Here is a 24,684-nt window from a genome sequence, read left to right on the forward strand (position 1 = left end):
CCGCGCCGGGCCGGCCAGGATCATCGCCGCTCGGTCGTATGGCGTGAATTAGGTTAACGCGCTTCGCTATTCGGTCGCGCCGGCGTCCCCACACTGGACATCATCGGGCGGGCCGGGGCAACCGTGGGCCGCCATGGTGGGGCGGCGGCGACGGTCACCGAGTGTTCACACTCGTCGCTACCCGGGTAGCGGCCGATCGGCACACTCAGCCGACCTGTCTATGCGGACTGATTTTTCTTCAGCATCATCGCAGTGAAGTCCAGACGCCACAGCGACTCGAACAGCCGGCGACCGAACTCCTCCAGGTCACGCTTGCTCGCGCCGGACGACTCCCCGCACTTGGCGACCCGATCGGCGATCTGACGAATCGTGCGCCGGCCATCGACGTGCTGCAGGAATCGCGTTTGAGCCGGCGTGACCTTCGTGCGCCAATTCGGCCGGAAAATCTCCTCCCCCTCGATACCGCAGCGCATCCGCATCCGCGGAACGTACTCGAGGCACTCGGGAGTGGAGAAACTGATTTCGTAGCTCTTCTTCGGCCGGTCGGAACGGCATGCCATGAAGAAATGGGCGCCGTTCATCACGTGAAGACGCTCTATTACGGACCAGAGCTTAGCCTCGGGCAACGCGCTCACCGCCTGATGGAGTGAACTCCCGGGTCTGAACCAATCATGCGGGTAGTACGGCGCCTTGATGAACCATCCCTGAAATGCCAACCCAGCTGACGTCACGAGATCGAGGCAGTCATCGACGGTGTAATTGCGCTCAGGGCCATACAGGAAGGTATCCGCCAGGGCGGCATCGGTCTGGGCGGAAACCGGCGCTATCTTGAAGTATCTGTGGACGGGGTGTTCTAGCGGGAGCGCCGAGATCACTTCTTTGACCATTTGAACCGATGCGTCGTCGTGGCCCATGCCCAAGTCACGGAAGGCCGATTGCAGCATTTCGACGCCTATTCGGCCGGACTTCGCATAAAGCATGACGCCCAGAGCGCCATCTCGCCGTAGACAACCCCTAAGTGCCTTCATGCCCGCCACTGGGTCTGGCAAGAGATGCAAGACGCCGGTTGACACGATGAGGTCGAAGTTTCGCTTTAGCGATGACAGCTCCTCTATCGGAAGCCGATGCAACTCCAGGTTCTGTAGGGCGTACTTGTCTTTCAGATATTGCGCATGGTCCAGCGACGGTTGACTGATATCGACCGCCACCACCTTCGCGGAACGGTTGGTGTACGCGAAAACCGCGGCCTGGTTGGTGCCGCAGCCAGCGATCAAAATATCGAGATCGGGCTTATAGTCGCGGTCGGGCCACAAAGTCGAGTGAGCGTGGACCGGGTCGAACCACTCCCAATTACTGTCGGTCCACGCCTCAAGGTCTTGTATGGGTTCTGGGTACCTCTCGTAACGGCGCGAGAGGATGTCTGCGTTCGCTTCCTCGTTCATTGCGGAGGTAGGCCCTTCCGGTCGACTGTCGATCGAGGATCCCGGATCCGTGGTCAGCTGGGAGCTTGTATCACGGGGCGGGCCCCCCATCGTGGGGATTATCGGTTACCGCCTGTTGGGCCCGCAAGAAAACGGTGTGATTCCATCTGGGTAAGTTAGGGGTGGTCCATCATCGGACCAGCCGTTCTGCGGACAGGAAGAGTGGTTTGTGGACCGGGGACCTAGCATCTTCGGGGTAGGGAGAAGCCGGCGACTCGCCAAGTGGTGGAGACGTTTTCGGCTGAGGCGCTGGATTCGTTGATCAAGGACGCGGTGAAGGCGTGGACGCCCGATCGTCGGTGCGGACGGCCTATTGAATTGGTTTGACCAAGGCGGTGCTGGAGCGTTCGTTGCGGACCGAGCTGACCCGTCCGCTGGGCTATGAGTCGAGGAATCCGGCCGGACGCGGGAGCGGGGATTCTTGTAATGGTTCGACGTCGAAGACAGTGACCACGGGTCAACGGCCCGGTGGATACCGGTGGATATCGATATGCCGCGGGATCGGAACGGTTCGTTTGAGCCGTGACCGTGCCGAAGACAGTGCGCCGGCTTTGTGCAGTCGTTACATTCCCGAGGAATGACGACCCGCGACATGATGCGCATTCGGAGGAAGCGCACAGAGCGGCGGAGCAGCTGCGTCTATTCGGAGTTGTGCCGCGGGAATTGATCCACAGTGTGGTTGTCGACCCAGCCGTACACATGCTCACGGTCGCCCCACAACTGGCCGACCCCATCGACACAATCCGCGCCGTCGGCAACCGCGGCAGCCAGGTCGGCGAACAAATCCCCGGGCGCATCAATCCACGACCCTTGGTAGTCGTCGGCCAACGCCGCCGTCACCTACGACGACAGCCCGGTCAAATCTGCGACCTCACCCAACATGCCCGCACGGGGGTACCACACCCACGCCCCGGCCGTCCGCCGACACTTTCACCCAACAAACCGCTGCGCGGCTCTTGATCCAGAAAGTGCCCTCTCACTCGGAATGATCGACCATGAGCAGTCTCGTTATCCTCTGCAGGACAGGCACTTTCGCCAACTGGCATCGTGTCACACCAAGTTGCATGCAAATTCAGGCTAAACGGGGTCAAGTGCAATCCTCTTGCTGTAATTTGCACCCATGCGTTTCGCCGTCGCGGTTGTGTCACCTCCCTCTCATCATGACATCAGCGGCGGAGCTTTTAACGAGGTCGCCGAGGCACTGCACCATGGTCTTTTGGCGCTTGGGCATGACTCGGTGCTGACCAACCGTCTCGACCTCGACGATCGCAGCACCATCGTGCTCGGCGGAAACCTCCTCGTCCAGTACGGCTTGGAGCCTCCAAAAAACCCCATCTTCTACAACCTCGAGCAATTGGGTGACGACTTGCCGTGGATGACGATGCCTGAATTCGTCGGCCTTTTCCGGCGCTACCCGACTTGGGATTACAGTCAAGCCAACGTCGAGCGGCTCGCTGCTATGGGGTTGCCCCGGCCCACCTACGTTCCGATCGGATACGTCCCCGAGCTGACACGGATCGCCCCAGCCCCCGAGGACATCGATGTGCTTTTCTACGGCGCGCTCAACGGGCGCCGATACGCGGTCCTCAGGGAACTGCACGACCGAGGTCTTCGTGTCAAATGGCTATCGTACGTCTACGGCGCAAGTCGCGATGCCTGGATCGCACGCTCAAAGATCGTCCTTAACATCCATTACTGGGAAGCGAAAATCTTCGAAATCACGCGTGTTTCCTATCTGCTCGCCAATAGACGCGCGGTGGTCTCCGAGAGTGGTGCCGATCCGACATTGGAGCGCGACCTGGAGTCGGGCATCGCGTTTGCGGACTACGACGGACTGATCGATCGCTGTGTGAAGCTCGTCGGCGACGACCGCGCGCGACGCGAGCTCGCCGAGCGAGGCTACCAGGCATTCTCCGCTCGCGACCAGGCCGCCATCCTGCAGCGTGCGCTGGCCGAAGGCCTTGAAGGTGTCACCCACCAGACGTCTGCGCGGGAAGACCCTGGCATCGATGTGCACCTGGAAGGCAAAGCCCGCAGCGCAGATGATCAGCTCCGCGAGCGCCAGCTGTTCACCTACAGCCTGTTCAAACATAAGTCTGCGCAGGAGCGCGATTGGTTGCTGGCCAAGGTCAAGCGCAACCCCAAGGATGCGCGGTCGGTCTTTTTCCTAGCCGAGACCTACTTCCGTATGGAGGATTTCGAGAACGCGCGGAAGTGGTGTGAGCGGCGGATCAAGATGGGCGGCTGCGACGAGGAGGTCTACTGGGCGATGTATCGGCTCGCGGAGTCGATGGCGGAACTCGGTGAGCCGTGGGCGGATGTTCAGGAGGCCTACCTCAAGGCGTGGAAGTTTCGACCGACCCGCGCCGAGGCGTTGCATGCCATCGCCTTTCGGTGTCGCAGCGAGCAGGACTACAAGTCGGCGTACCTGTTTGCCCAGCGCGCGGCCGAAATCCCCTTTCCCGAAGACGACCTCTTTGTCCCCAGATACGCGGACGTCTACTCCTGGCGCGCAACCGATGAGCAGGCGGTGTGCGCATCGTGGATCGGTAACCACGCCGAGGCGTTTACGCTGTGTCGGGGCCTTTTGGCCCGCCCCGATCTCCCCGACCCTGATCGGCAAAGGATCGCGGCCAACCGCGACTTTTCGGTGCCGGCCATGATCGAGGCGGCCGCACCCTACCCCGAAGCCCTGATACAGTCCCTGACCGCAGGTCAGGGACACGCCGACGTCACCGTCAGCCTGATCGCCGGACCGGACCGCCAGACCACAGAGCAGACCATTAACTCGTTTCTGAACTGCTGCCTCGATGTGTCACGGGTCGGGCGCTTCCTGGTGCTCGACACCGGCCTGTCGCCCCCCGACCGCGCCAAGCTGCGGAAACGCTATGGTTTTCTCGAGTTCGCCCGTCGCCGATCCGGCGACGAGCCCGCCCCCCAGCTGGCGCAGCTGCGCGCTCAGATCGACGGACGGTTCTGGCTGCACCTGGGCGAAGGCTGGCGGTTTTTCGCCCCCGCGAACTACATCACCCGCCTGACCGCGGTGCTCGACGCCGAACCACAGGTGTTTCAAGTGAGCATCAACTTCGCCGACGCGGTGAAGCTGACTGGCGCGAGCGCAGCGGAGGAAGCGGTGCGCCGGGCACCCGACGCCGGCCGCTACCTGCTCACCGACGCAATGGCCACCGGCCCGGCGATGTTCGACACCGCACGCCTGGATCAGGCCCGCGGTGTGCGGAGCAGCGACCCCGGGCAACTTGCCACCGGCGCCGGGCCGCGCACCGCCAGCCTCGACGAAGTGCTCTGCATTTCAGGTCACCTGCAGACTCTGGTTGACCGCCCACGGATCACCGCCGGCGCCGGCGATCAGGTCACCGACGTTGAGATACTGGAGGTGGGACATCCGGACGCATACACCGCATGAAGTGCCCGACGAGCCCGTCAGCGGTTTGCGACGGCTCATCAGCCCCTCGCCGGCATGGCCGTCGGCGCGGTGAGTCTGGTTGGGTGTCCGAGGGGGACGTCGACCCCCAGAGAGCTACCTGGTCAGGGGGCCGAGGTGTGCACTGCCTGCTGGAAGGCATGACTGTACTTCACGCAGCTATCGCCCCTTGACCCGAGTTTTTGCCCTACCTGCGTCCACGGGCGCACCGTTATTGCGTTGCTTTGCCGCTCGTCCGGGGATGCCGTTTACTAAGCTGGTACGGCCAGTCACCGCAAAACGAAACGGAGATCCAAGTGAGCGATCAAGAGAAGCTCGCCGACGAAGTCGAGATCGAGATCCTGCGGACCCGGCAGGCGCTAGCTGCATCCCTTCGAGCCGCGGCGCATCACACCCTGGCAGCAATCGCCGCCCGGCCTGAGTGTGGAGGGACCGGCCAACTCGCGGACCTCGCCTACGCCTTCGCATGCTTGGAAGGGGCACGGCGCGGCGTCCTGCCCGGCACCCCGCCGCCGCCAAAGAATAACGCCCCGGCGGCAATACCACCAAGCCGGCCAACCAGCTCACCACAGCCAGGCCCGACTTACCCGCCCCTTGGCGACACGACCCGCACGAACCGCTGACTGCCGAGGACCGCGCCGACCTCGACGTGCTCATTGCCGCGGCCGAGCGGGGATCCCGACTCGCGAGCCGTGGGCATTCGGTGCAATCAGTGGCTTATCGCACCGTCGTCGATATGCACGTATCTGGGGCCTGTATGCTGTGAGACGGCGGATACAAAGCGTTGCGATGCAACCGTGATCCGGCGTTTGAGGAACTCAATGTCAGCGACAGTCAGCGCGATCGCCTCACCCGACCGCAACCCGGTGAATGCGAGGATCAGCACCGGGTCGGCGTGACGACCCAGACCCCCGGCCAACCGCACACATCGTCTTCGGTGAGATAGACGTGGCGTTTCGGTGACTTCTTCGGCTTCTCGCCACGTTTTAACTTGAACCGCCCGGTGAGTCCTGAGACTTTGATCTGCCCCGGGTTCTACGGAGTCACTTTGTTTGACTTCTGGTCACGACGTCCATCGAAGGAGCCGTGTCCGCGCCTACGCGTTATCCCGAGGAGTTCGCCACAAGGTTCCCGATCTGGCGGCCGCCGGTCGCCCCGTCACTCAGGTCGCGTCTGACTTGGGCATCAGTGATTAGACCATCTATGCCTAGCGCAAGCGGCAGTTAATCGATACTGGCCATATGCCGGGCCTGAGCCGCACCGAGCAGGCTGAGCTCACCACCGCCACGAAAATCGCATCCGAGAGCTGCAGAAGCGGACCGCTCCGAGTCCGGACAGCGCTTGGGGCAGCTGCGAACCCCGTACTTCCGAGAAAATCTCCTAAAGTCGAACAGGATCTTGGTGCTTCCCTGTCAGCTTTTGCGGGTAGCCGGCGCGGCAGAACCGTTGCCGCTTTCATCTGATATACCGCCATGCCGCGAAAAGCCAAGTCATTGTTCTAGCGGTGGAATCATAGGGGCGCCCTTCTGCAGGGTGCGGCCTCGTTCGAACGCAACCATGCTATCATAGAAATGCATTGACTGCGTGGTGCGTGTGAATTCTGATGGCGGATCCTCGGGGCCACGCCAGTCACCGTTCAGTTCGTCAATCATGTCCTTGCAGAATTCAATGAATGTACCGGCCCGACGCAAGCCACCACCATAATCTTCCATGTATGCGGTGTGGAGATCCTCGACCATGTAAATTCCATCCTGGGCAGTACGGGGATAAAGGAACGCGAAGGATGCCGCGATATGCTCCATCATATGGCTGCCGTCATCCAGTACTACGTCGAAGGTGCCAAACTCGTTGACCACTGCGTTGAGAAAGTCAGGATCAGCCTGATCGCCAATCCGTACGGCGATCTGATCTTCCTGAAATGCCACACACCCTGGATTGATATCAATGCCAACGATCATGGCATGCGGTCCAAAATACCGCTTCCACATCTGCAACGAACCGCCCTGGGCGACGCCGATTTCAAGGAATTTCATTGGCCGGTTGACGTAGCGGCCAAAGTGACCCTCATAAACCGGAAAGTAATGTTTCCATTTGTAAATTGTTCGTCCCTTATTGGTCAGGAATTCAGCCCAGAGGCCCATCGCTTTTGTCCTTCCTTTGAACAATTCTGAAGTCGGCCCGGTGGCTCGACATTGGATCAGTAAAAGGTGAACAGCTCGGTCAGGCGGTCGGGTTGCTCGAAAAGCGGTCGCGAAGCGGTTAGTTCGAGTTTGTCCCACAACGACTTCAGCCGGTCCTCGTCTAGAACGGATGCGGCGTACTGATCGACGATCTCGTAATAACGATCGGCAAGAACGCTCGATGCAGGGTCCAGCCGGGTGATCGCGACCAGGCCGGTAGGCGGACAGTCCAGCACATGTAGCCGTAGGTCCGGGCGGTACTCGCGCAGAATCGGCAGCAGCTTCCACACATCACCGGTCCACCAGCCAGCGGTTTCTCCTTCCGAGGAATCGCCAGGCCGGGGCTGCCGCAAGGCCATCCGCGTATTCGACGGCACGCAATCATGCAGCAGGATCAGTGAGCGGGGATGACAGGCGGCCTCCGCGCCGATGAAATCGCGCAGCAGAAATTCGAACCGGTGCATGCCGTCCAGAAAAGCCATATCGACCGGTCGTCCCAGCAACGCCGGTGCATTTTCTGTCGCGAAGAAATCGTCTGACGTCATCTGAAAGAAGAACGTGCGTCTCCGGTTGCCGGTGGCGCCGGCCGTTACTTCGAACCGCGGATCCACCGCGATCGTGTCGCAGCGAGCAAACGCCAGCGACATCCCTGTCGCGGTGCCGACCTCTAGATAGCTACGCGGTGTCAGGTGGGTGTGCAGCGCGTCGAGGAATTCGGTGTAGAGGGCGCCGTGCAAGCGGATCGTTGCAGTCGCGTTGTCATTCTCGTTCATCGGGCCGGCCCTCTCGTCGCACTAATTGATCTGTCAGGCAGTTGTCAAAACCTGCGGATTGGTGGGTTTCAAGCGACGCGCCAGACAGACAGGGCGGGAACGACCTGATCTGCTTGAGATCGAGAAAATGCTCAAAGAATCTCCCGAATTGCGGCGCAGGCACGCTGCACGTCAATGGTCCACCGTTTGTGCACCGGCGTTGGATCGGCGGGGTCTTGCTGCCCAAAAATAACGCCAAAGCGATGTCCCATTGAACTGAGCATCATGGAGTGTGGGTGGATAAAATGATCACTCGATTCGATGTCCACTACCGTTGTGCCGGGCGAGCAGAAACGAACGCTATAGAGGGCCGATCCGCCCAAGGCGACAACGCATTTGGCTCGTGCAAACATCCCAATCTGCTCTTTAAGTGGTAGCTGCTCCGGTTGAACCGCCTTGAAACCCAACTTGCCCAGTGCCGCGATAAGTTCGCATTCGTTTTGCAAAACGCGGTAGTGAGGATGCTTCGCCGAAGCGGAGAGACGCGACACGAAGATTCGCTCGCCAAAAGTGTCTGCGGAATCTCGCCGGCAGGCATCCGCCAAGTCGGCGTAGACCTGCTTCTCAGCCTCACTAACCGCCATGTCTACCGTCGAATATTCCACGGTTAGGACATCGCGGCAAAAGTATGTTTTGCCCGGATCGTGCTCCATCACTTGAGCCTCCTCGATGCCCAGCAGGTGCAAGAGGTCCCGCTGCCACGGATGCGCAGCCCGGCAAAAGAATTTTCGTCCGTTCCCGACTGCCTTGAACTGGGCGCATTTGGGGAGGGTTGTTGCGAGCCATCTGCCCCAATTGTCGGGTTCCAGGGGAGTGGCGAGAAACACTGGTTCGGTGATCGAATCAACATCGTACTGGCTTAGCGTGTTGCAATCGAGAACAATCTCATCACCCTCGAATTCGATGCCGGGCTTCACGCCGGGGTGGAAATGGGAAAACCCAGGACGCGCCACAAATTCCATGTATTGCCGCTTACCCGCTCGCGTTTCGCACGACCAGAGCCCGGATTGACTCATCATGTAATTGGGCCCAAATAGAAGCACGTCGGATCGCGAAACCAAGTAGCTTCCATGGATTTGGGCGCGCGTAATTACCCAGTCGGGTATCTCCTCACCGGAGAGGTTGCAAACAAATTCAGGCGGCCTCAATTGCTCTACCTTTGGTGCTTCGATGATTGTCAGCGTGCCATCCGATGGCGGCCAGTCTCGGAGCAGAAATCTGCCTTGGGGCAGCAAATCCGGTTCTGGCTCGGAGGACGCGCGAACTATGAAATCTTCGTTCTGCGTCTCTTTGATCTCATCCTTCAAGCGCGCCTTGAACTCGTCGGATGCGACGAACAGCTTGACGAGCTCGATCACCGACCTGCCACGAGCGTAAGCGGTCCAGGCCTTTAGCTCTTGTTCCCCGGGCGAGCGCGCCAGCAGCTCGGAATAGAGATTCCGGATGGTCTCTTCCGCGACATCGACGACCGACTCGGTCGAGACGTCGGCCATCCCCTCCTCGCATTCCGCCTGGCTAAGCATCCGTGAGAGCCGGCGCGCCGAGTCTCGCTCCTCGCGCGGCGCGTTTACCACGGGTGGGGCTTGGTCCGGGGCCTCGCACGCCGCAAGGAATGCGGTCATCACGGTGGCGATGGCCTCCTGTGTGACACTGCGCCGATCGGCCTCCAGGTAAGCATCCGGGGCTTGTGGCCCCGTGACGATCTCGAAGGCCGGAAAGTAGGAGATGAAGGCGTGGCGTCTCACGATTTCCTCTGCGGACGCCCGCAAGACGGCCTTGCTGTAGGTGGACGACGGGAGCACGTGCTTGCCAGTTGCGGTGGCCACCAACGGCACCGGCGAGACCGTCAGAATGATGCGAACCCCGCGATTCAACGCGCGAAGCTCGGTGACGAACGCGTCGAGATCCGAGGTGATCTCGTCCACTGAAAAGTTGACGAACGCATGGCGCGCCTCGTCGAAGGTGCCGGCAATCGTGCCGGGACACGCGGGAAAAACCGCCCCGTCGAGCCGCGAGACCCACGCTTCGGTCAGGCCGAGCGTGAAGATGAAGACCTTGGCCTCCTCGAACACGCGTCGGACCGCGCGCAGATGCTGTGCATTGAGCAGGTCGAACTCGCGGTCGGTGAGTGCGTGATAGCGAAGTCCGGGACGGAAGGGGTCGATCACGCCGGCATCCGTGTGCCAGCGGTCTTCGGCCGGTCTGAAGGTTCCCAGGCAGCGGCGCAGGAGTTGGAGTAGCTGCCGCGGCGTGTAGATATTGCCGTACGCCGCGCTGAAGTTTTCGTAGCCAAGGTTCTCCGGCCGAACGTTCGAGAATGCGGGGTTACGCCTCTCGGTCCGAATGTATTCGAACCCCGCACGCTCCAGGAACGGCACTAGGTTGGAGGCGAAACAACTCCCGGCCGACGCGACACGTTCACCCGGTCGGATCAGCGGCCCATCATGATCCGCGAGTTGGCGGACGTCGAAACCCGAAGATACCGACCGACTCCAAAAGGAGCGGTCCGGCGCGTTCTGGTACGGATGCATGGAATTCCTCCACTGCAGGATCAATGGCGCAACGACGATCCTCTAGTGGCGTTCTGAGGGTCATTCGGGCGTCGCATCGTCGTCGGCGCAAGCACGCGGCATCCGCCCCCTTCCTCGTGAAGCTGCCGTTCGGCCAACACTTTATTGGGTCAGCCGGGGGCCGGTCGACCATTTCGACAGATCCGCCAGTTTGGTGGGCAGCAGCCCGGCCAGCGCCTCCCCGGCGACGATGTCGGGACGGTCTAACAACACCAGCAGCGGGTGAAAGTCCAAACGTCTTCTCCCAGGTCGCCGAGGCGTTTTCTTTATTCTCAGAGTGATCGACGGTGATGGTGGCATCGACATCCAGGTACAGCCAGCTGTCACGGTCGGGGGCAGCACCGGCGGCGCAGGCCCGTTGGCGGACCGCCCGGATCCACGGCAGGTGAATGGCGTCGATGCGCTCGTCGACCAACCTCCACAGTGTGGTTGTCGAGGCGACCCCGCCGAACACGTGCTCACGCTAGCCCCACAACCGGCCGACCCCGTCGACACAATCCGCGCGGTCGGCAACCGCGGCAGCCAGGTCGGCGAACAAAGCCCCGGGCGCATGAATCCACGGCGGTTGATAGGCGTCGGCCAACACCGCCGTCACCTACGACGACAGCCCGGTCAAATCGGCGACCTCACCCAACATGCCCGCACCGGCGTGCCACCATACCCCGGCCGGCCGCCGACACTTTGACCAAAGAAACCGCTGCCCTACTCTTCACCTAGAAAGCGCCCTCCCAATCGGAATGATCGCCCTGGAGCAGTCTCGTTATCCTCTGCAGTACAAGCACTTTCGCTAACTTGGCATCGTGTCACGCAAAGTTGCGTGCAAAATTTCGGTCAAGACTATGCTGGTGTGTCGGCGATGCTGCCCTCTGGCGGCAAGCAACTGGCAGTCTGCACACCACGTTCCGGGATGGCATCAGTGAGTAATCAGATCAAAGAGACGCAGATCGAAGCATTCTTAGTTCGCGCGTCCTCATGAGCGTCCCCGAAGGAAAAGTGCGGTTGCTGATCATCGGCAATTCCCACGTCAACTGCTACGGCGGGCATATGGGCCGGTCGCCCGAGGACTACGAGATGAATCCCATCGACGAAGCCCGGGGATTCATGAGGATCGGCGGCGACCCGGTGAATCTAGGTTACTGGGACGCGGCCGTCGAGCTGGCCAAGACTTTCCCTATAGCGCTCTGCTTTCTGGGCAACCAGCACGTCTACCATTTCATGTTCCTCGACAAGCGGTTCGATTTCGCTCTCGCGTCGCACCCTGGGCTGGTCGTGGAGCAGGGGGTCGAGCTCGTCCCCGAGCTGCAGGTGCGCGAAGTGTTCCAGCCCTCGATGGCCCACCTCGAGATGGTCGTGACACGGATGCTGGATACCGGCGGGCAGCGGCCGATCGTCCTGGGTACGCCACCCCCGAAGGGGGACAACGAAGCCATCCGGCGCGGCATGCAGGTTAATGCCGATGTCTTCGCCAAGATGGCCTCGGACCTCTGCCTGGATCCCGAAAAGGCGCAGCTCGCGCCCGCATACCTCCGTCTGAAGCTGTGGTTTCTGCTTCAGCAGATGATGCGCGAGACCGCCGAGCGGCTCGCGGTCGAATTCTGGCCGGTGAGCGCATCGGCGATGACCGAAGAGGGGTACCTGCGGCCCGAGTATTGGGGCGAGGATGCGACGCATGCGAATGCCGCGTATGGCGCATTTATGTTGGACGAATACGAAAAGCGCCTGGTCGCGCTCCGCTAGAGGCCCGACCGGGGGACTACGGCCCGCCGCCCAGCCGCACGATCTGCGGCTCCTGCGCGATGATCAGCGTGATCGACGCGCCAGTACGTACCCCATCCGTCAATCGGCAATATGGGCGATGTGATCCCGTAACGTTCACGAAAATCGTTGACGGCCTTCACGCAAGCCGGTATCTGATAATCGTCCACTATCGCAAAGCCGCCATACGCCACTTTGTGATAGAGCGCGTTCAAAGCTTCAATCGTTGATTCATACATATCGCCATCAAGCCGCAATACAGCTAACCGATCGATCGGAGCGTCTCGCAACGTATCCTTGAACCAACCCTCAAGGAAAACGACCCGTTCGTCCAGTAACCCGAAACGCCGAAAATTATTCTCAACATCGGCACGCGACACCTTGAGTTGAGTATGAGTATGGTGCTGGTCACCGGCATCAGCGGGGAACTTTTCGGGGTCTGGGGGTGGAAGTCCAGCAAAGCTGTCAGCCAAGAAGACACGTCGCGTGCCATCACCATATGCCTCAAGAATTCCCCTCATCAGAATACAGGCGCCGCCTCGCCAAACGCCAGTCTCTATGAAGTCCCCCTTGACGCCATCAAGTATTACCGTCTCGCAGGCGTAGCGTAAATTTCGCATGCGAACACTTCCGATCATTGAAAACGAAAGTGAGGGCCAGTCCCTCCCCAAGAGACGGTTGTTGGGATCGAACTTGCCGTCCGACCAATGATCGCAGGGCACATCTTCGAAAAGCATGCCGGTCAGCGATGCCTCGAGAAGATTGAGGTATCGCTGCACCAATCTGCCGCGGCCCCATCCTTGGTATGCCGGCTCTAGAAGCGGCTTGGACGGGGTGAAGGTCGGGGCTAGCTGATGCGTGCCGCGGATTTCCGCGATCACGTCTCGGCGTCCATCCTGGAAGACAACCCTCACCTCAATGGTGAATGTCGGCGCGAGTCCGGCCGTTCCGATCGCCTTCCAGAACCCCACTGGTGACGAACTGCCGTACACGCTGTCCACATCGGGCCGCGGAAGAGTTAACTCGCAGCGCGCAACCACCCTTTGCTCGTGGACGAACTCCAACCTGGCTACGGGCGACTTGCTTACGACCCAGCCGAAGACCTGGAACGCGCCTCCGTCGACCGGACCCATCCGCGGGTAGTCGAGAGCAGCAGCGGTGATCGGGTCATTGCAAGGGCGCAGGGTGACCCCGGATATCTCCACTTCCATGTGGCGATTCCATCCCTCCTCGCCGAGGGCGCCGCCAACATCCACGGCGATGCGCTTGCAGGCAATCCCATCGGGCGCCATCGGCAACACCGTCGTCCGCGTCCCTTGCCGCTGCAGCGCGGTCTACGACGCCAGCTTGTCCAATGCCCAGGGCTTCCTGGCATGACACCATGTCAGAAATCCAGGTGTCAAGAAGCCGCGTGGACTCATCGAAGATGCCCTCGTAATGATGTCGTGCGGGAACGGCTTCCAACGACCACGCGCGCCGCCGACCTGCCACGAGGTCAACAGAGCGCCGCCATCCACCCCGTCTCGTGCGGCGTGGGTGTAGGACGCCCGGCCCCGACAGTTTGCGGTTCACAGTCGATTCCGTGCAGTGATGCGGCACCGACGCAATGCAGCGACCTGCCCATCCCGGGCCTGCAGCGGCAGCCGCGCCAGGCCACGACCTCGCCGACGTCATCGAGTCGCACTGCGCGCCAGTCCAGCCCACGCTCGGCGAGAAAACCGAACTAGTCCTTGAGATCTCGGCCACGGCTCGCCTATCCGAAGTGAACTAACCCAGGTTTTGTTTCTAGTCGGTTGCGAGGGCCGGGGCTGGCTGGCTCGCTGGTTGTGAGGCGCCGGTGAGGGCGGCCTCGAACTCGGCCGGTGGAACATAGCCAAGGGCTTCGTGCATGCGTTCCTGGTTGTACCAGGCCACCCATTGGGCGGTCGACCGTTCCCCGCCGTCGATGCACCGCCAGGACTTGCCGCGGTTGATCAACTCGGTCTTGTAGGCGGCGTTGACCGCTTTGGCGACGGCGTTGTCATAGCTATCGCAATGTGGCCCGACTGATGGGGCGATTCCGAGCTGGGCCAGCCGGTCGGTATAGGTCAGCGATAGTTACTGCGATCCGCGGTCGGAACGATGAATCAACTCAGCTTCGAGTCCGACTGCCACACAGCATGGAATGTTTGCAACGGAAGCTCCTCGGTGCGCATGGTCGTCGAGACCGCCAAGCCGACGATTCTTTTGGTGCATGCGTCGGTGAAGAACGTGATGTAGCAAAACCCTTGCCAGGTCCGCACGAAAGTGACCCACAGCCGGTTGGGTGCGGGAGCCTTGAACTGGCGGTTGACGAGGTCGGCGGGGCGGCTGACCGCCGGATCGGTGATCGCAGTGAACACCGGCTTTCCGCGCTGCACCCCGGCCTTGCGCATCAGCCTGCGGGTCTGTTCTCTGCGGGGTGCCATCCGCGCCGGGTCATCGATTAGCCGTTCGATCTCGCGATTAGGCACAGGCACCGCCGGTGGTGTTGCGGTTGGATCGGTACAATCCCGTGACACGGCAAGCGGATTCGTGCGCACCCGCCGAATCCAGACCATCCGCCGAGCCTACCGATCCAAATTAGTGCCTAGCATGTGCACTAAGCCGACAAATCAGCCCAGGTCAAGGAAACCGCAGCCTTCGGGACACACCGAAAGTGGCCTAGTCAGGCAGAAAAAGCGCGAATCCGTATCCTGCCAGGACTAGACGGTTCGTCTGAGCTGCCGACACCTGCTCTGACCAGGCATATTCAACCAGATAGGAATACAGCCTGGCACTGCCTCTTTATGCCTGATGTAATTTCTGCGGCGGCGGAAAGGCAGCGGAAATGACCACCACTCACCGGCGAGGGTTCGCGCCAGTCACCAAACAAAAGTCGGGCCGCTACGCGGTCCGCTACACCGACGGCAACGACGCCCGCCGGTCGGCGGGTAAGACGTTCGCCCGTAAGCGCGACGCCCGAGGCGCACGCCGCCGAGATCGGCCGCCGCCTGGACCGCGGCCAACCCGAACGCAAACCGCAGCGGGTCACGTTCGCCCGATGACCGGCGCCCCGCCGTCCCACGATTTTGCGGAATTCTTGTGAAAAACCGATTCCTTGCACCGCTAGTTTTGATCACGTGCGCATTTTTGCTTTCGTGTACGCAATCGCACATCGCGCCACCAACCGGGACGACGGCCCCAGGGGCGTCTCCCGTGACAACACCCCCACCCACTCCCGGCGCGGCACTGTTTTTTTATCCACCCCCCTATCGATACAACGACGACCACCTGTTGAATTCGATCCAAGCGGTGAGTGTGAGCCAAGTCACCGATCTGGTGCCGGCAGTTTCCTTCATGTCCGGCATCGCACTCGTGGTGGATTGGTCATCGATCTGCCCCACGGCAGGGGCGTGCGATTTCAGCCTGATCGATCGCGCCCTAGCCTACTGGACGGCGAGGAATAAAAAGATCATCCTCTCCGTGGCGACGATCAGCTACCCTTTTATGAGCGCGCCTGACGGAAAGCACGTTCAGAACGCGACCCCCGACTGGGTGCTAGCGCAAGTGAAGACGTATCCGGTCTCCACCTTGATCATGGGGACGAATCCGTTGGGAAAAACAGCGGTGTCCCAATTTCCGGATTTTCGGGACCCGAAGTTCCTACAGCTTACGTCGGCACTCGTTCGTGACTTGGCTCAGCGTTACGACGGCAACCCAACGATCGCGCAGGTCCGAATCGGGACGGGACTACTTGGCGAGGAAAACCCGATGGTCGGAGGGATTCCCGGCCATACCACAATGCCAAATTTCCAAGAAACGCAGTGGCTCGCTTTTTGCCTTGAGACAGTCCGCCAATACCAGTCGGCGTTCCACAAAAGCGAGCTCGAATTCGATATTTCGCGTCTGGGCTTTATTCGTACGCTCGGCACCGCCACAGATCAGGCAGCCGCGGACGCTTTTTTTTCCGAATTGGCGGCGTCAAGGCTATTCATCGAATGCAACTGCCTGGAGGCTCATGACGATGACCTATTGAGTGGTGCCACGAACCCGCCTACGTACGCTGAACTCCCAGCCGTCCAGGCCGACGCGATCGAGGTGGATCTCCGATATCTGTTGGGCTACCGACGCAGCGGCGGGCGAGTCGGCCTCGAGTCTGGGTCTCTTGCAAATCCGCGCATCGGCACCGCGGACCTGCGAAATGTTGCCAAGATCCAGCACGTTGTCTCGATCTTTCAACCGGCAAAGCTCGTATTTTTCGATGACCTCGCGCAGGGGATCGTCTCTCCCAATACGTCACCATTTCATCCTCTCGAATTGGTGCGCGGCCTAGGAATCCAACCATCCCCTTGACGCGCCGCGGCCATGCCCAGCCGCGATTGAAACCTGAGGGCCTCCGCAACCCGCCGCTGGATCCGCTCTCCCGCGAAGACCACCGCGACGATCCGGTCGCGATTCTTGATCCACCGGCGCATACATTGAAGACCGATCGGTTAAGGCAGCATATAGCAGCGGCCCCGCCGAAAAACGCAGGACACCGCAGCTCAGAGCCTGTGCACGACACTGGGATTGAAACAACCCCGTCCGCCAACTCGAAGCCATGGGCTACCACGTCACCCTCGACCAAGCATCCTGACCGAGTCGTCGCGCTTGCCCGCCGGGACGCCGCCTCACGTCAGTCTTCTCGCCAGGTTGACAATTCCCTGGGGGCGGTCCAGGCCGTACTCCGCGTACACTCGCCGAGTTCGCGATTTCTTGAGAGACAAACCGAAAGATCGTTATCGCGAATTCGATACCCGTGCCGGCCGGCGAGACGCTCTTTGTGCTTTCATCGGTGCATCAGTTCCTTTTGTGGCCTTTTCCCGGGTGACCGATCGCCGTACTACTGAGCCGTTTAGCTTTTGTTTTAGGCCATAAACGTCGAGGAATCCCGCAACCATTGCCGCAAGAGACGGCGGTTCAGGGATCGCATCGGAAAGACGCTCCCAAAGGCCGGTTTCCGTAGAGGCTCTCAGCATGGCTGCGGCCAGGGCATCGGGGTCACCCCGGGTAAAGTGGATGCCATCGACGTCATCGGTGACGCGCTCCGCCGGACCCCCAAGATCGGAACAGATGACCGGGCGGCGGAACGCCCCCGCCTCCGATACCACGAGGCAAAAAGCCTCTTCCCAGAGGGAAGGCACAATGCACCAGTCAACGCGTGCCATTCGGCTAGCCAGTTGATCTACTGAGTAGGAACCATTGTTGTGCACGATCCGCTGCGCAAAAGGACGTTCATTCTCTTCGGCGAAGAAATCGTCGATTTCCTTAACGAGCGCCGGCGTGCCATAGCGGAGGTTGTCGCCGTTCAACTCAACCTTGAAGTTTGTGAAGCCCTGCTCCCGAAGGATTGCCACCGCACGGAGGATTATTTGAATACCCTTGATGTCGACCATCTGCCCAAAGAAGCCGAAGCGGTTCTTTGGACCGTCAAAAACGGGAAGCATTGAACCGCCGGTGCAATCAGGCAGACCGTTCGGAACGTGACGGATCTTACCCGCATCCAGCCCCCACGCTACATAGCGGTCGATCATGAAACCGCTGGGACAGGTAAAAACGTCCACATCCTCCAGGTGGCGCATGAACCACATCTTCCGCAACGAAAAGTGTTCGGGCGGGAGGTGGGGGAAGCACTGATGACAACGAACGGAGCTCGCTTGCGAACACAGCGATTGATCGCTTGTTCGCACCATATATCCGTTCGCGTTGCAGATGCTGAGAAATTCGTGAAACGTGAAGACAATGCGCGCATTGGGAAGAACTCGCCTGGTCAAGCTGATCAGATCAATGCCAAAAGTCAGGAAATGATGGAAATGAACGATATCGGGGCGAACGGTGTTAAGAAATTCGCAGTAGGCCTCGACCAGACGGACTGAGGATGTCCGGTGCCAGGTACCGTCGTATTCGGCCGGGAGGAACAGGAATTCGTTCGGCCGCTGGTCGAAGCCAGTGATGCAAGCTCCAGCTTTATACAATGCCGGATACGCGCTATCGGTTGGATACGCACTGTCGGTCGAAGCCAGAAGCACCGGTTCGATGCCTGGTTCGTTCTGCAATCCCTGGAATAGTTCATAGGCGACCCGTTGCGCACCGCCCCGTATCAATTCGGGATGGTGGAGAGTCACAATGAGAACTTTGACGTTGCCCTCCGTTTCGGTCATTTCCCTCCTCTTCTGACCGAAAGATCGTTATCGCGAATTCGATACCCGTGCCGGCCGGCGGGACGGTCTCTGCGCTTTCATCGGTGCATCAATTCCTTTTGCGACCTTTTCCCGGCTGACCGATCGCCGTACTACTGAGCCGTTTGGCTTTTGTTTAAGGCCATACACGTCGAGGAATCCCGCGATCATTGCCCCAAGAGACGGCGGTTCCGGGATCGCGCCGGAAAGGCGCTCCCAAAGGCCGGTTTCCGTAGAGGCTCTCAGCATGGCTGCGGCCAGGGCGTCGGGGTCACCCCGGGTAAAGTGGATGCCATCGACGTCATGGTTGACGTACTCGGCCATAGCCCCAATATCAGAACAGATGACCGGGCGGCGGAACGCCCCCGCCTCAATTAGCACAGTCGGAAAACCCTCTGTCCAGAGGGAAGGCAAAATGCACCACTCAACGCGTGCCATTCGGCTGGCCAATTGATCTACCGGGTAGGAACCATTGTTGTGCACGATTCGCTGTGCAAAAGGGCGCTCATTCTCTTCGGCGAAGAAATCTTCGATTTCCTTTACGAGCGCCGGCGTGGCAAGGCGGATGTTGTCGCCGTTCAACTCAACCTTGAAGTTTGTGAAGCCCTGCTCGCGAAGGATTGCCGCTGCACGGAGGATTATTTGAATACCCTTGATGTCGACCATCTGTCCGAAGAAGCCGAAGCGGTTCTTTGGACCGTCAAAAACGGGAAGCATTGAACCACCGGTGCAGTCAGGCAGACCGTTCGGTACGTGACGGATCTTCCCCGCATCCAGTCCCCACGCTACGTAGCGGTCGATCATGAAACTGCTGGGACAGGTAAAAACGTCCACATCCTGCAGGTGGCGCATGAACCACATCTTCCGCAACGAAAAGTGTTCCGGCGGGAGGTGGGGGAAGCACTGATGACAACGAACGGAGCTCGCTTGCGAACACATCGATTGATCGGTTGTTCGCACCATGTGTCCGTTCGCATAGCAGATGCTGAGAAATTCGTGAAACGTGAAGACAAGGCGTGCATTGGGAAGAATCCGCCTGGTCAAGCTGGGCAAATCAATGCCAAAAGTCAGGAAATGATGAAAATGAACGACATCGGGCCGAATAGTGTTAAGAAATTCGCAGTAGGCCTCGACCAGACGGACTGAGGATGTCCGATACCAGTAACCGTCGAATTCGGCCGGAAGGAACAGAAATTCGTTCGGCCGCTGGTCGAAGCCAGTGATGCAAGCTCCGGCTTTATACAATGCCGGATACGTACTGTCGGTCGAAGCCAGAAGCACCGGTTCGATGCCTGGTTCGTTCTGCAATCCCTGGAATAGTTCATAGGCGATCCGCTGCGCACCGCCCCGTATCAATTCGGGATGATAGAGACTGACAATGAGAACTTTGGTGTTGCCCTCCGTTTCGGTCATTTCCCTCCTTCTCTCGTTCCCGGTAAGCGCTCAGCGGTGAGCCGGAGTCGAGAAAGCTTGTGACGCAGGACGAGGACCGCGGATGCTCTCCTTCACGATTTCGCCCCAGACTTTGGTGAAATGCCATCGATTCACCAGACGTCCGCCTCCGAAAGCTGGACGGTATGCAGACCCCTTCCCCTCGAAATGCACGAACGGCAGGCAATGAAGCCACGCCGGCTTGCCGGCGTGGAAGCTCTTGAGGCAAAGGTCAGCGTCCTCGTACTGTCCGTAAACGTATTCGGGCGAGAACCCGCCCAACGACTCGAACCACTTACGTTCGACAGACATGAAGGCCCCGGTCACGGCTGGAACCGGGCGTGAGACAAGAAAAGGGTTCGTATGCGGCGGCGCTCCCTTACCGTAGTGTTCCACTCTGAGCATCTCGCAGCGCGTGGCTTGCTGATCCCGAAAAGAGAATTCGACGTCCACTTCAAAATACATACCCCCATGCATCAACGACCCGTCGTCGTAATACAAGGGAGCGCCAAACAACGCAACTTGCTCCGGAGGCAGATTATTCACGATCCGGCTATGCTCCGACGGCCATTCCGGATCCATCGGAAAAATGTCTGGATTCACTATCAAAAGGCGAGCACTGCGCGCGGCGGCGGCCGCAACGTTATTGGCGACACCAAACCCCGCATTGCCCGGCAGAAGGATCAGCGTAATCGGCATCCCATAGATCCGGTTCGCGATAGTAGCGTCCTTGATCAGCAACTCTGCCATCTCGGGACTATTCGAGACGTAGATGAATTCGTAGTTTTCAATGCCACGACACTTCGAGAAAAGCGCACACTGAATCCTAAGCAATTCCGGCCTACCGTACAGACACACGATGATTGATGCTTCCGGGCGAGCCGGCGCCACGCCAATTTGAACCGTCTGTGCGCCCAGAGCCATCCGCCTCGAAACCTTGAGATTCAACGCGATCAGCGAACGTCCTAATCCGGCGTCCAAGGAGAGAAAGGTTTCCCCAGGAGCATGCCCGACAGTTTGGGTCCCCAGAGACTCAAGAGCAAGCTCCATGAATCTTTCGTCGGCCACCAGACGGATTGGACACGTGAATGTCTTGCGCTCGGCTCCTACCGACAAGGTCACTTCGGTGACCGGCGCACTCATGCTTTCGGGTCTGTCGATCGCTACAATCGCCCAGAAAGCGAGATTTCTGTCCTCCGGCAGTTGCAGATAGCTTGTAACATCCTTGCGGCAGTACCGATAAACTGCCGTCGTTGAACCCCGCAAACCAAATGCGTTCCGCAGCACCACTTTGCTGACGGGTTCCTGTCCGTCGTCGTTTACCCAGCCCAAGACCAAGCATTGCCCATCTTTACAACCGAAGATCCCATCCACGTTGGCTGCGGGAAATCCGGCTGTGTCGGCGCGAACGGCCGCCTCATAACGAGGATCCGAAAGACGGCCCTCGTGCCTACCATAAGATTCATAGTGGCGTAATGCCGAAGGAAAATGCCCATCCTTGATGGACCCTGCGACGTCCGGAAACGCTGCAAGATAGGCTGACTCATCAAAATCTTCCGAGGCAGTTTCGACCGAAACCGGGAAAGACGTCCGCAATCCTGGCGGCCCGAGTGTCGCGCTAACTGGCTCAGCTCGCTTCGAAGGCGACGTTGCCGCGCTCACCTTCGGCTGACTCTGATCTGTCGAAGCTTTCTTGCCGGCACCCTTCGCGACCGTCATAAGGCGATTTCCGCCGGCGCCGCGGGGAACCTAGACAGAGTGGAGTCCTCAAAGGCATTCGGGCGTCGCATCGTCCTGGGCGTGAGCACGCAGCATCCGCCCCCTTCCTCGTGAAGCAGCCGTTTGGCCCACACCTTATAGGGTCCGCCGGGTGCCAGTGGCCATTTCGACAGATCCTCAGTTCGGTAGCTGTCGGCGACGTGCCTTCGCGGGGGGCGCCGCTGGAATCGACATACCGGCGCGTCTATCACCGCCCCCAGAGAAAACCCGCCCCCGCTGTGCGGCAGGCGCGCAGACCCGTACGTGGCGCCGGCCGAACCGAGCTGATCAACCCTTCGGGGGGATCGGCGATGACGAGCACCGCTGGGCACCCCGGCACCGCGCAGCGGCCAGATTCGTCATCCTCATCATTGACTTAACCCGACCCCGATCCCCGCGGCCCCGAGCGCCTGCTTGACCTGCTGCCCGGTCGTTCAGCGACCGCGCTGGCCTCGTGACCGGCCGCGCGGTCACCGCGATGGACGGGTTAGCCGGCTACAGACCGCCGCGACCGCATCCGCCAAGACATTTCCGCGCTCGCTCCAGTAATCGAGCGTGTCACAGAGTTGCGCTGTAATGCTCATCCATCGTGTAGCCGAATTCCTTCATTTCGGTCTCGCAATGTTTGAGAAACGTCTCCGTCTGTTCTACCGTCCAACCGGATTCAGCGAGCGAAAATGTCTTGGAGGCGCTTCCTTCTGCGCTCTGCTCCGGGCGTTGAGTTCTCATGATGTAGCAAGCGGCTGGAACATCGTCCACATGCAGAAATGTGCACAAACTTCGAGCGGTGCACTCCGGTTGCTGAATCATGTCGCGCTGTTCGACCTCGATGAAACATCCCGGCGGCAACTGCTGCCGAATGGTCCGCCACGCGGCCATGTTATTGGCCCAATCGGAACAGTGGTGTTCGAACGACACATCGGGAAACTTTTTCACGCGCGAGATGATGTTTTCAATGCCGCGCCGCTTGGCGAACACAAAAACCGAGTCCGGCCATAGTTCCCGGACGATCGGGATCGCCAAAGTCATCTCCGGACTCCCTGTTTTGTCGAACCACGGATCTTTCGGATTCAGATCGTTCACCACCGTCCGAAACACTTCGAAGAGTCTGCGCTTCAGATCGCGCTTGTCGATGTTTGGCAGCATCAGGGGTTCGTCGGTGTCGGGAAAGAAGGCGGGGTCGCCAAAGTGGCGATCTACTAAGAAATCGATAGAGTGAAGCAATTGGAGGAAGTTCCCCTCTAGAAACCCGTGGTAGCCGACATAGCTCAGCACGCTGACAAGCGCGCTGGTGCCGGAGCGGGGTGACCCCACAATAAACACTGGAGAGTGCATTGAATCATACCTTCCGTTTGCAGGCGTGCTAGCGGCACACTGGTGCGCGCGGACTGCGATATCTTGAGACGTTTCTCAAACTTGTTGACGCGAGCGCGTAGTTGCCAAGGGAAACTTACGTGCGGTCCGAGCATGCTGCGTCTTCAGAATGTCTACGGACCGGGCGCAGCCAGATCGAGCTGCCGGGGTTCTTTAGGAAAAGCGGGTTGGTCTCGTGAACCAACTCATGCTGTCGGTGCGCGAATAAGCCGTTCCAGAACACCACCTCGAACGCCGAGTTATACATTAGGAAGGCGCGCAGAGCATAGATTTCGTTCCATGACTTATTGTCCTCAAATAGCCACGGCCGCGGATACTCGAACGGGTACTGAATGTCGTGAAAATGTACCAGCACGCCCTTGTTGAGTCTGGGCAGGATGGAAAACAGCTCGAAGTGCACATCACTGGCGGTCTTGAGGACATGGCTGGAGTCGATAAACAGGATGTCGTTCTCATTGAGTTTGGAGAACGTCGAAACCGGCACACCCTGAACCCGCCTCTCGATGATATCGACCCGGGAACGGTCTTCCTCGCGAAGCCTGCTGCGAAGCCGATCGGGGTCTGAATCGATGCAAGTCAATGCGAAGTCGCTGAGACCGACATGATCAACGGCGTCGAGTATGCAGGCCGAGGCGAATCCTGATCCGACCTCGATCGCGATGACGTTCTTCGGCTTAAAATGGGCAACCATCGCGCGCAGCATCATGGCGTCGCCGTACGGATAGCAGCCGTTGTCGTAGTAGTAGCGGTTCTTGCCGTCGTCATGCTCGCTGAATGGCGTGTCCTTGATGAATTCTGCGTTTTCTTTCCAAAACCGCACCATGGCGTCTTCATCGAAATGGATGCTTTTGATGTCGCTAGGTTCCTGCAGGTACTGCTTCTCGACGTATTCGGCGATGGTCGATGGATCCACGATGGGTGAATGGTAGTGTCCGGGCAAAAACTGGGCTGGCACCGACTTTTCCTGCTGAAGCTTGTACTCGTTCGAGTTGACGAAGGCGAAATAGACTTGCTCGGGTGGCATGTTGGCGGCACCGGTCACCCAGTCAGCGAACTCCTCCGGTCCGGGATCTCGCTTCAGGACGGTGGTGTAAAGGCTGGCGATATATTCCTCGGCGGCGGCGGGGCTCATGTGCGGCATGCTTTTAGATGCTTCTGACGCGGGTGTAGTGGCGGGATTGACGCCCATGTCCCCGGCGACGGCGACGGCGATATTCTCCTCCGACAGCGGGACGACCGGATGCTTGGTCGACCCGTCGGGCGGAATACTCCCGGTCATGATGCCACCTCACTGTAGTCACCGAACTTGTGCGCCCTCCCGACCACGCCTCACTATAAGGCTCTTCGGCCTCGTCGTGGGGGTACTAAGAACGTCCTGACTCGGGAGGGCATAGATCTGGTCGCCCGCGGTGGGCTACTCAGGCAGTTGACGAAGAATGTGTCTGGAGATCGCGCTGGATGCGGAGATGACTGAGCACCTGGGCTATGACAAGCACGACCCGGTCGGCGCGTGAGCGGCAGCAACTCCCGCAATGGCACCCGACCCAAGACAGTGTTCCCCGAGATCGGGCCGCTCGAGATCGAGGCGCCGGCGACGACTGCCTGCGCGCCCGCGCCTCGAAATCGACAACCGCCGCAGCCACGAACTCTTCGACGAGAACTG

Annotated in this window: 15 protein-coding genes and 4 pseudogenes; 4 read left to right on the plus strand and 15 right to left on the minus strand. The window is 59.8% G+C overall.

What is annotated here, in order from left to right; translation table 11 throughout:
• Positions 1–218: 218 nt before the first annotated feature.
• Positions 219–1,442, minus strand: coding sequence for a class I SAM-dependent methyltransferase (locus BN4348_RS42650; RefSeq protein WP_066913201.1), 1,224 nt, complete (start codon positions 1,440–1,442; stop codon positions 219–221).
• 261 nt (positions 1,443–1,703) lie between these two features.
• Between BN4348_RS42650 and BN4348_RS63100 the strand changes: the two are divergent.
• Positions 1,704–2,159, plus strand: a pseudogene (locus BN4348_RS63100) (transposase); the annotation flags it as partial.
• 12 nt (positions 2,160–2,171) lie between these two features.
• Here BN4348_RS63100 and BN4348_RS42655 read toward each other — a convergent pair.
• The 6 genes and pseudogenes from BN4348_RS42655 to BN4348_RS61445 form a co-directional block, all read right to left on the minus strand.
• A pseudogene (locus BN4348_RS42655) lies at positions 2,172–2,442 on the minus strand (IS1380 family transposase); the annotation flags it as partial.
• Between the two features lie 2,349 nt (positions 2,443–4,791).
• The gene (locus tag BN4348_RS62810; protein WP_407937904.1) at positions 4,792–4,944 is read right to left on the minus strand and encodes a putative alpha/beta hydrolase; all 153 of its coding nucleotides are present in this window, start codon (positions 4,942–4,944) and stop codon (positions 4,792–4,794) included.
• A 1,469-nt stretch (positions 4,945–6,413) separates the two neighbouring features.
• Positions 6,414–7,064, minus strand: coding sequence for a class I SAM-dependent methyltransferase (locus tag BN4348_RS42670; RefSeq protein ID WP_066913210.1), 651 nt, complete (start codon positions 7,062–7,064; stop codon positions 6,414–6,416).
• Between the two features lie 56 nt (positions 7,065–7,120).
• On the minus strand, positions 7,121–7,876 hold the full coding sequence (locus BN4348_RS42675) for a class I SAM-dependent methyltransferase (RefSeq protein WP_066913212.1): 756 nt from the start codon (positions 7,874–7,876) through the stop codon (positions 7,121–7,123).
• A 131-nt stretch (positions 7,877–8,007) separates the two neighbouring features.
• Entirely contained in the window at positions 8,008–10,446 is a 2,439-nt protein-coding gene (locus BN4348_RS42680) for a GSCFA domain-containing protein (RefSeq protein ID WP_084454177.1), read from the minus strand.
• Positions 10,447–10,644: 198 nt separating this feature from the next.
• Positions 10,645–11,198, minus strand: a pseudogene (locus tag BN4348_RS61445) (transposase); the annotation flags it as partial.
• A gap of 286 nt (positions 11,199–11,484) precedes the next feature.
• Here BN4348_RS61445 and BN4348_RS42690 point away from each other — a divergent pair.
• Complete coding sequence (locus BN4348_RS42690; protein ID WP_142308704.1) at positions 11,485–12,222, plus strand: hypothetical protein; 738 nt, start codon at positions 11,485–11,487, stop codon at positions 12,220–12,222.
• Here the strand turns inward: BN4348_RS42690 and BN4348_RS42695 are convergent.
• The 3 genes from BN4348_RS42695 to BN4348_RS42710 form a co-directional block, all read right to left on the minus strand.
• On the minus strand, positions 12,219–13,532 hold the full coding sequence (locus BN4348_RS42695) for a TylF/MycF/NovP-related O-methyltransferase (protein ID WP_235852735.1): 1,314 nt from the start codon (positions 13,530–13,532) through the stop codon (positions 12,219–12,221). The genes BN4348_RS42690 and BN4348_RS42695 overlap by 4 nt on opposite strands.
• Before the next feature lie 493 nt (positions 13,533–14,025).
• A complete protein-coding gene (locus BN4348_RS62815) occupies positions 14,026–14,331 on the minus strand; it encodes an integrase core domain-containing protein (protein ID WP_084454178.1) in 306 nt (101 codons plus the stop codon).
• Between the two features lie 35 nt (positions 14,332–14,366).
• The gene (locus BN4348_RS42710; RefSeq protein ID WP_160040449.1) at positions 14,367–14,819 is read right to left on the minus strand and encodes a hypothetical protein; all 453 of its coding nucleotides are present in this window, start codon (positions 14,817–14,819) and stop codon (positions 14,367–14,369) included.
• A 637-nt stretch (positions 14,820–15,456) separates the two neighbouring features.
• On the opposite strand from BN4348_RS42710, the gene BN4348_RS42715 reads away from it, so the two are divergent.
• Positions 15,457–16,593, plus strand: coding sequence for a beta-galactosidase (locus BN4348_RS42715; protein ID WP_160040452.1), 1,137 nt, complete (start codon positions 15,457–15,459; stop codon positions 16,591–16,593).
• A 425-nt stretch (positions 16,594–17,018) separates the two neighbouring features.
• On the opposite strand, the gene BN4348_RS42720 is transcribed toward BN4348_RS42715, so the two are convergent.
• The 5 genes from BN4348_RS42720 to BN4348_RS42740 form a co-directional block, all read right to left on the minus strand.
• Positions 17,019–18,440, minus strand: a complete 1,422-nt coding sequence (locus BN4348_RS42720) for a glycosyltransferase (RefSeq protein WP_084454180.1) — start codon at positions 18,438–18,440, stop codon at positions 17,019–17,021.
• Positions 18,441–18,467: 27 nt separating this feature from the next.
• Positions 18,468–19,871: a glycosyltransferase gene (locus tag BN4348_RS42725; protein ID WP_084454181.1), complete on the minus strand. Its 1,404-nt coding sequence runs from the start codon at positions 19,869–19,871 to the stop codon at positions 18,468–18,470.
• A 30-nt stretch (positions 19,872–19,901) separates the two neighbouring features.
• Positions 19,902–21,608: a glycosyltransferase family 2 protein gene (locus BN4348_RS42730; protein ID WP_142308707.1), complete on the minus strand. Its 1,707-nt coding sequence runs from the start codon at positions 21,606–21,608 to the stop codon at positions 19,902–19,904.
• 597 nt (positions 21,609–22,205) lie between these two features.
• Positions 22,206–22,982, minus strand: a complete 777-nt coding sequence (locus BN4348_RS42735) for a sulfotransferase family protein (protein WP_084454182.1) — start codon at positions 22,980–22,982, stop codon at positions 22,206–22,208.
• 115 nt (positions 22,983–23,097) lie between these two features.
• Positions 23,098–24,300, minus strand: a complete 1,203-nt coding sequence (locus BN4348_RS42740; RefSeq protein WP_066913227.1) for a class I SAM-dependent methyltransferase — start codon at positions 24,298–24,300, stop codon at positions 23,098–23,100.
• A gap of 105 nt (positions 24,301–24,405) precedes the next feature.
• Here BN4348_RS42740 and BN4348_RS62820 point away from each other — a divergent pair.
• Positions 24,406–24,612, plus strand: a pseudogene (locus BN4348_RS62820) (transposase); the annotation flags it as partial.
• Positions 24,613–24,684 lie beyond the last annotated feature (72 nt).

Origin of the sequence: Mycobacterium interjectum, assembly GCF_900078675.2 — a bacterium.
In the GTDB taxonomy this organism is placed as follows: Bacteria; Actinomycetota; Actinomycetes; order Mycobacteriales; family Mycobacteriaceae; genus Mycobacterium; species Mycobacterium interjectum.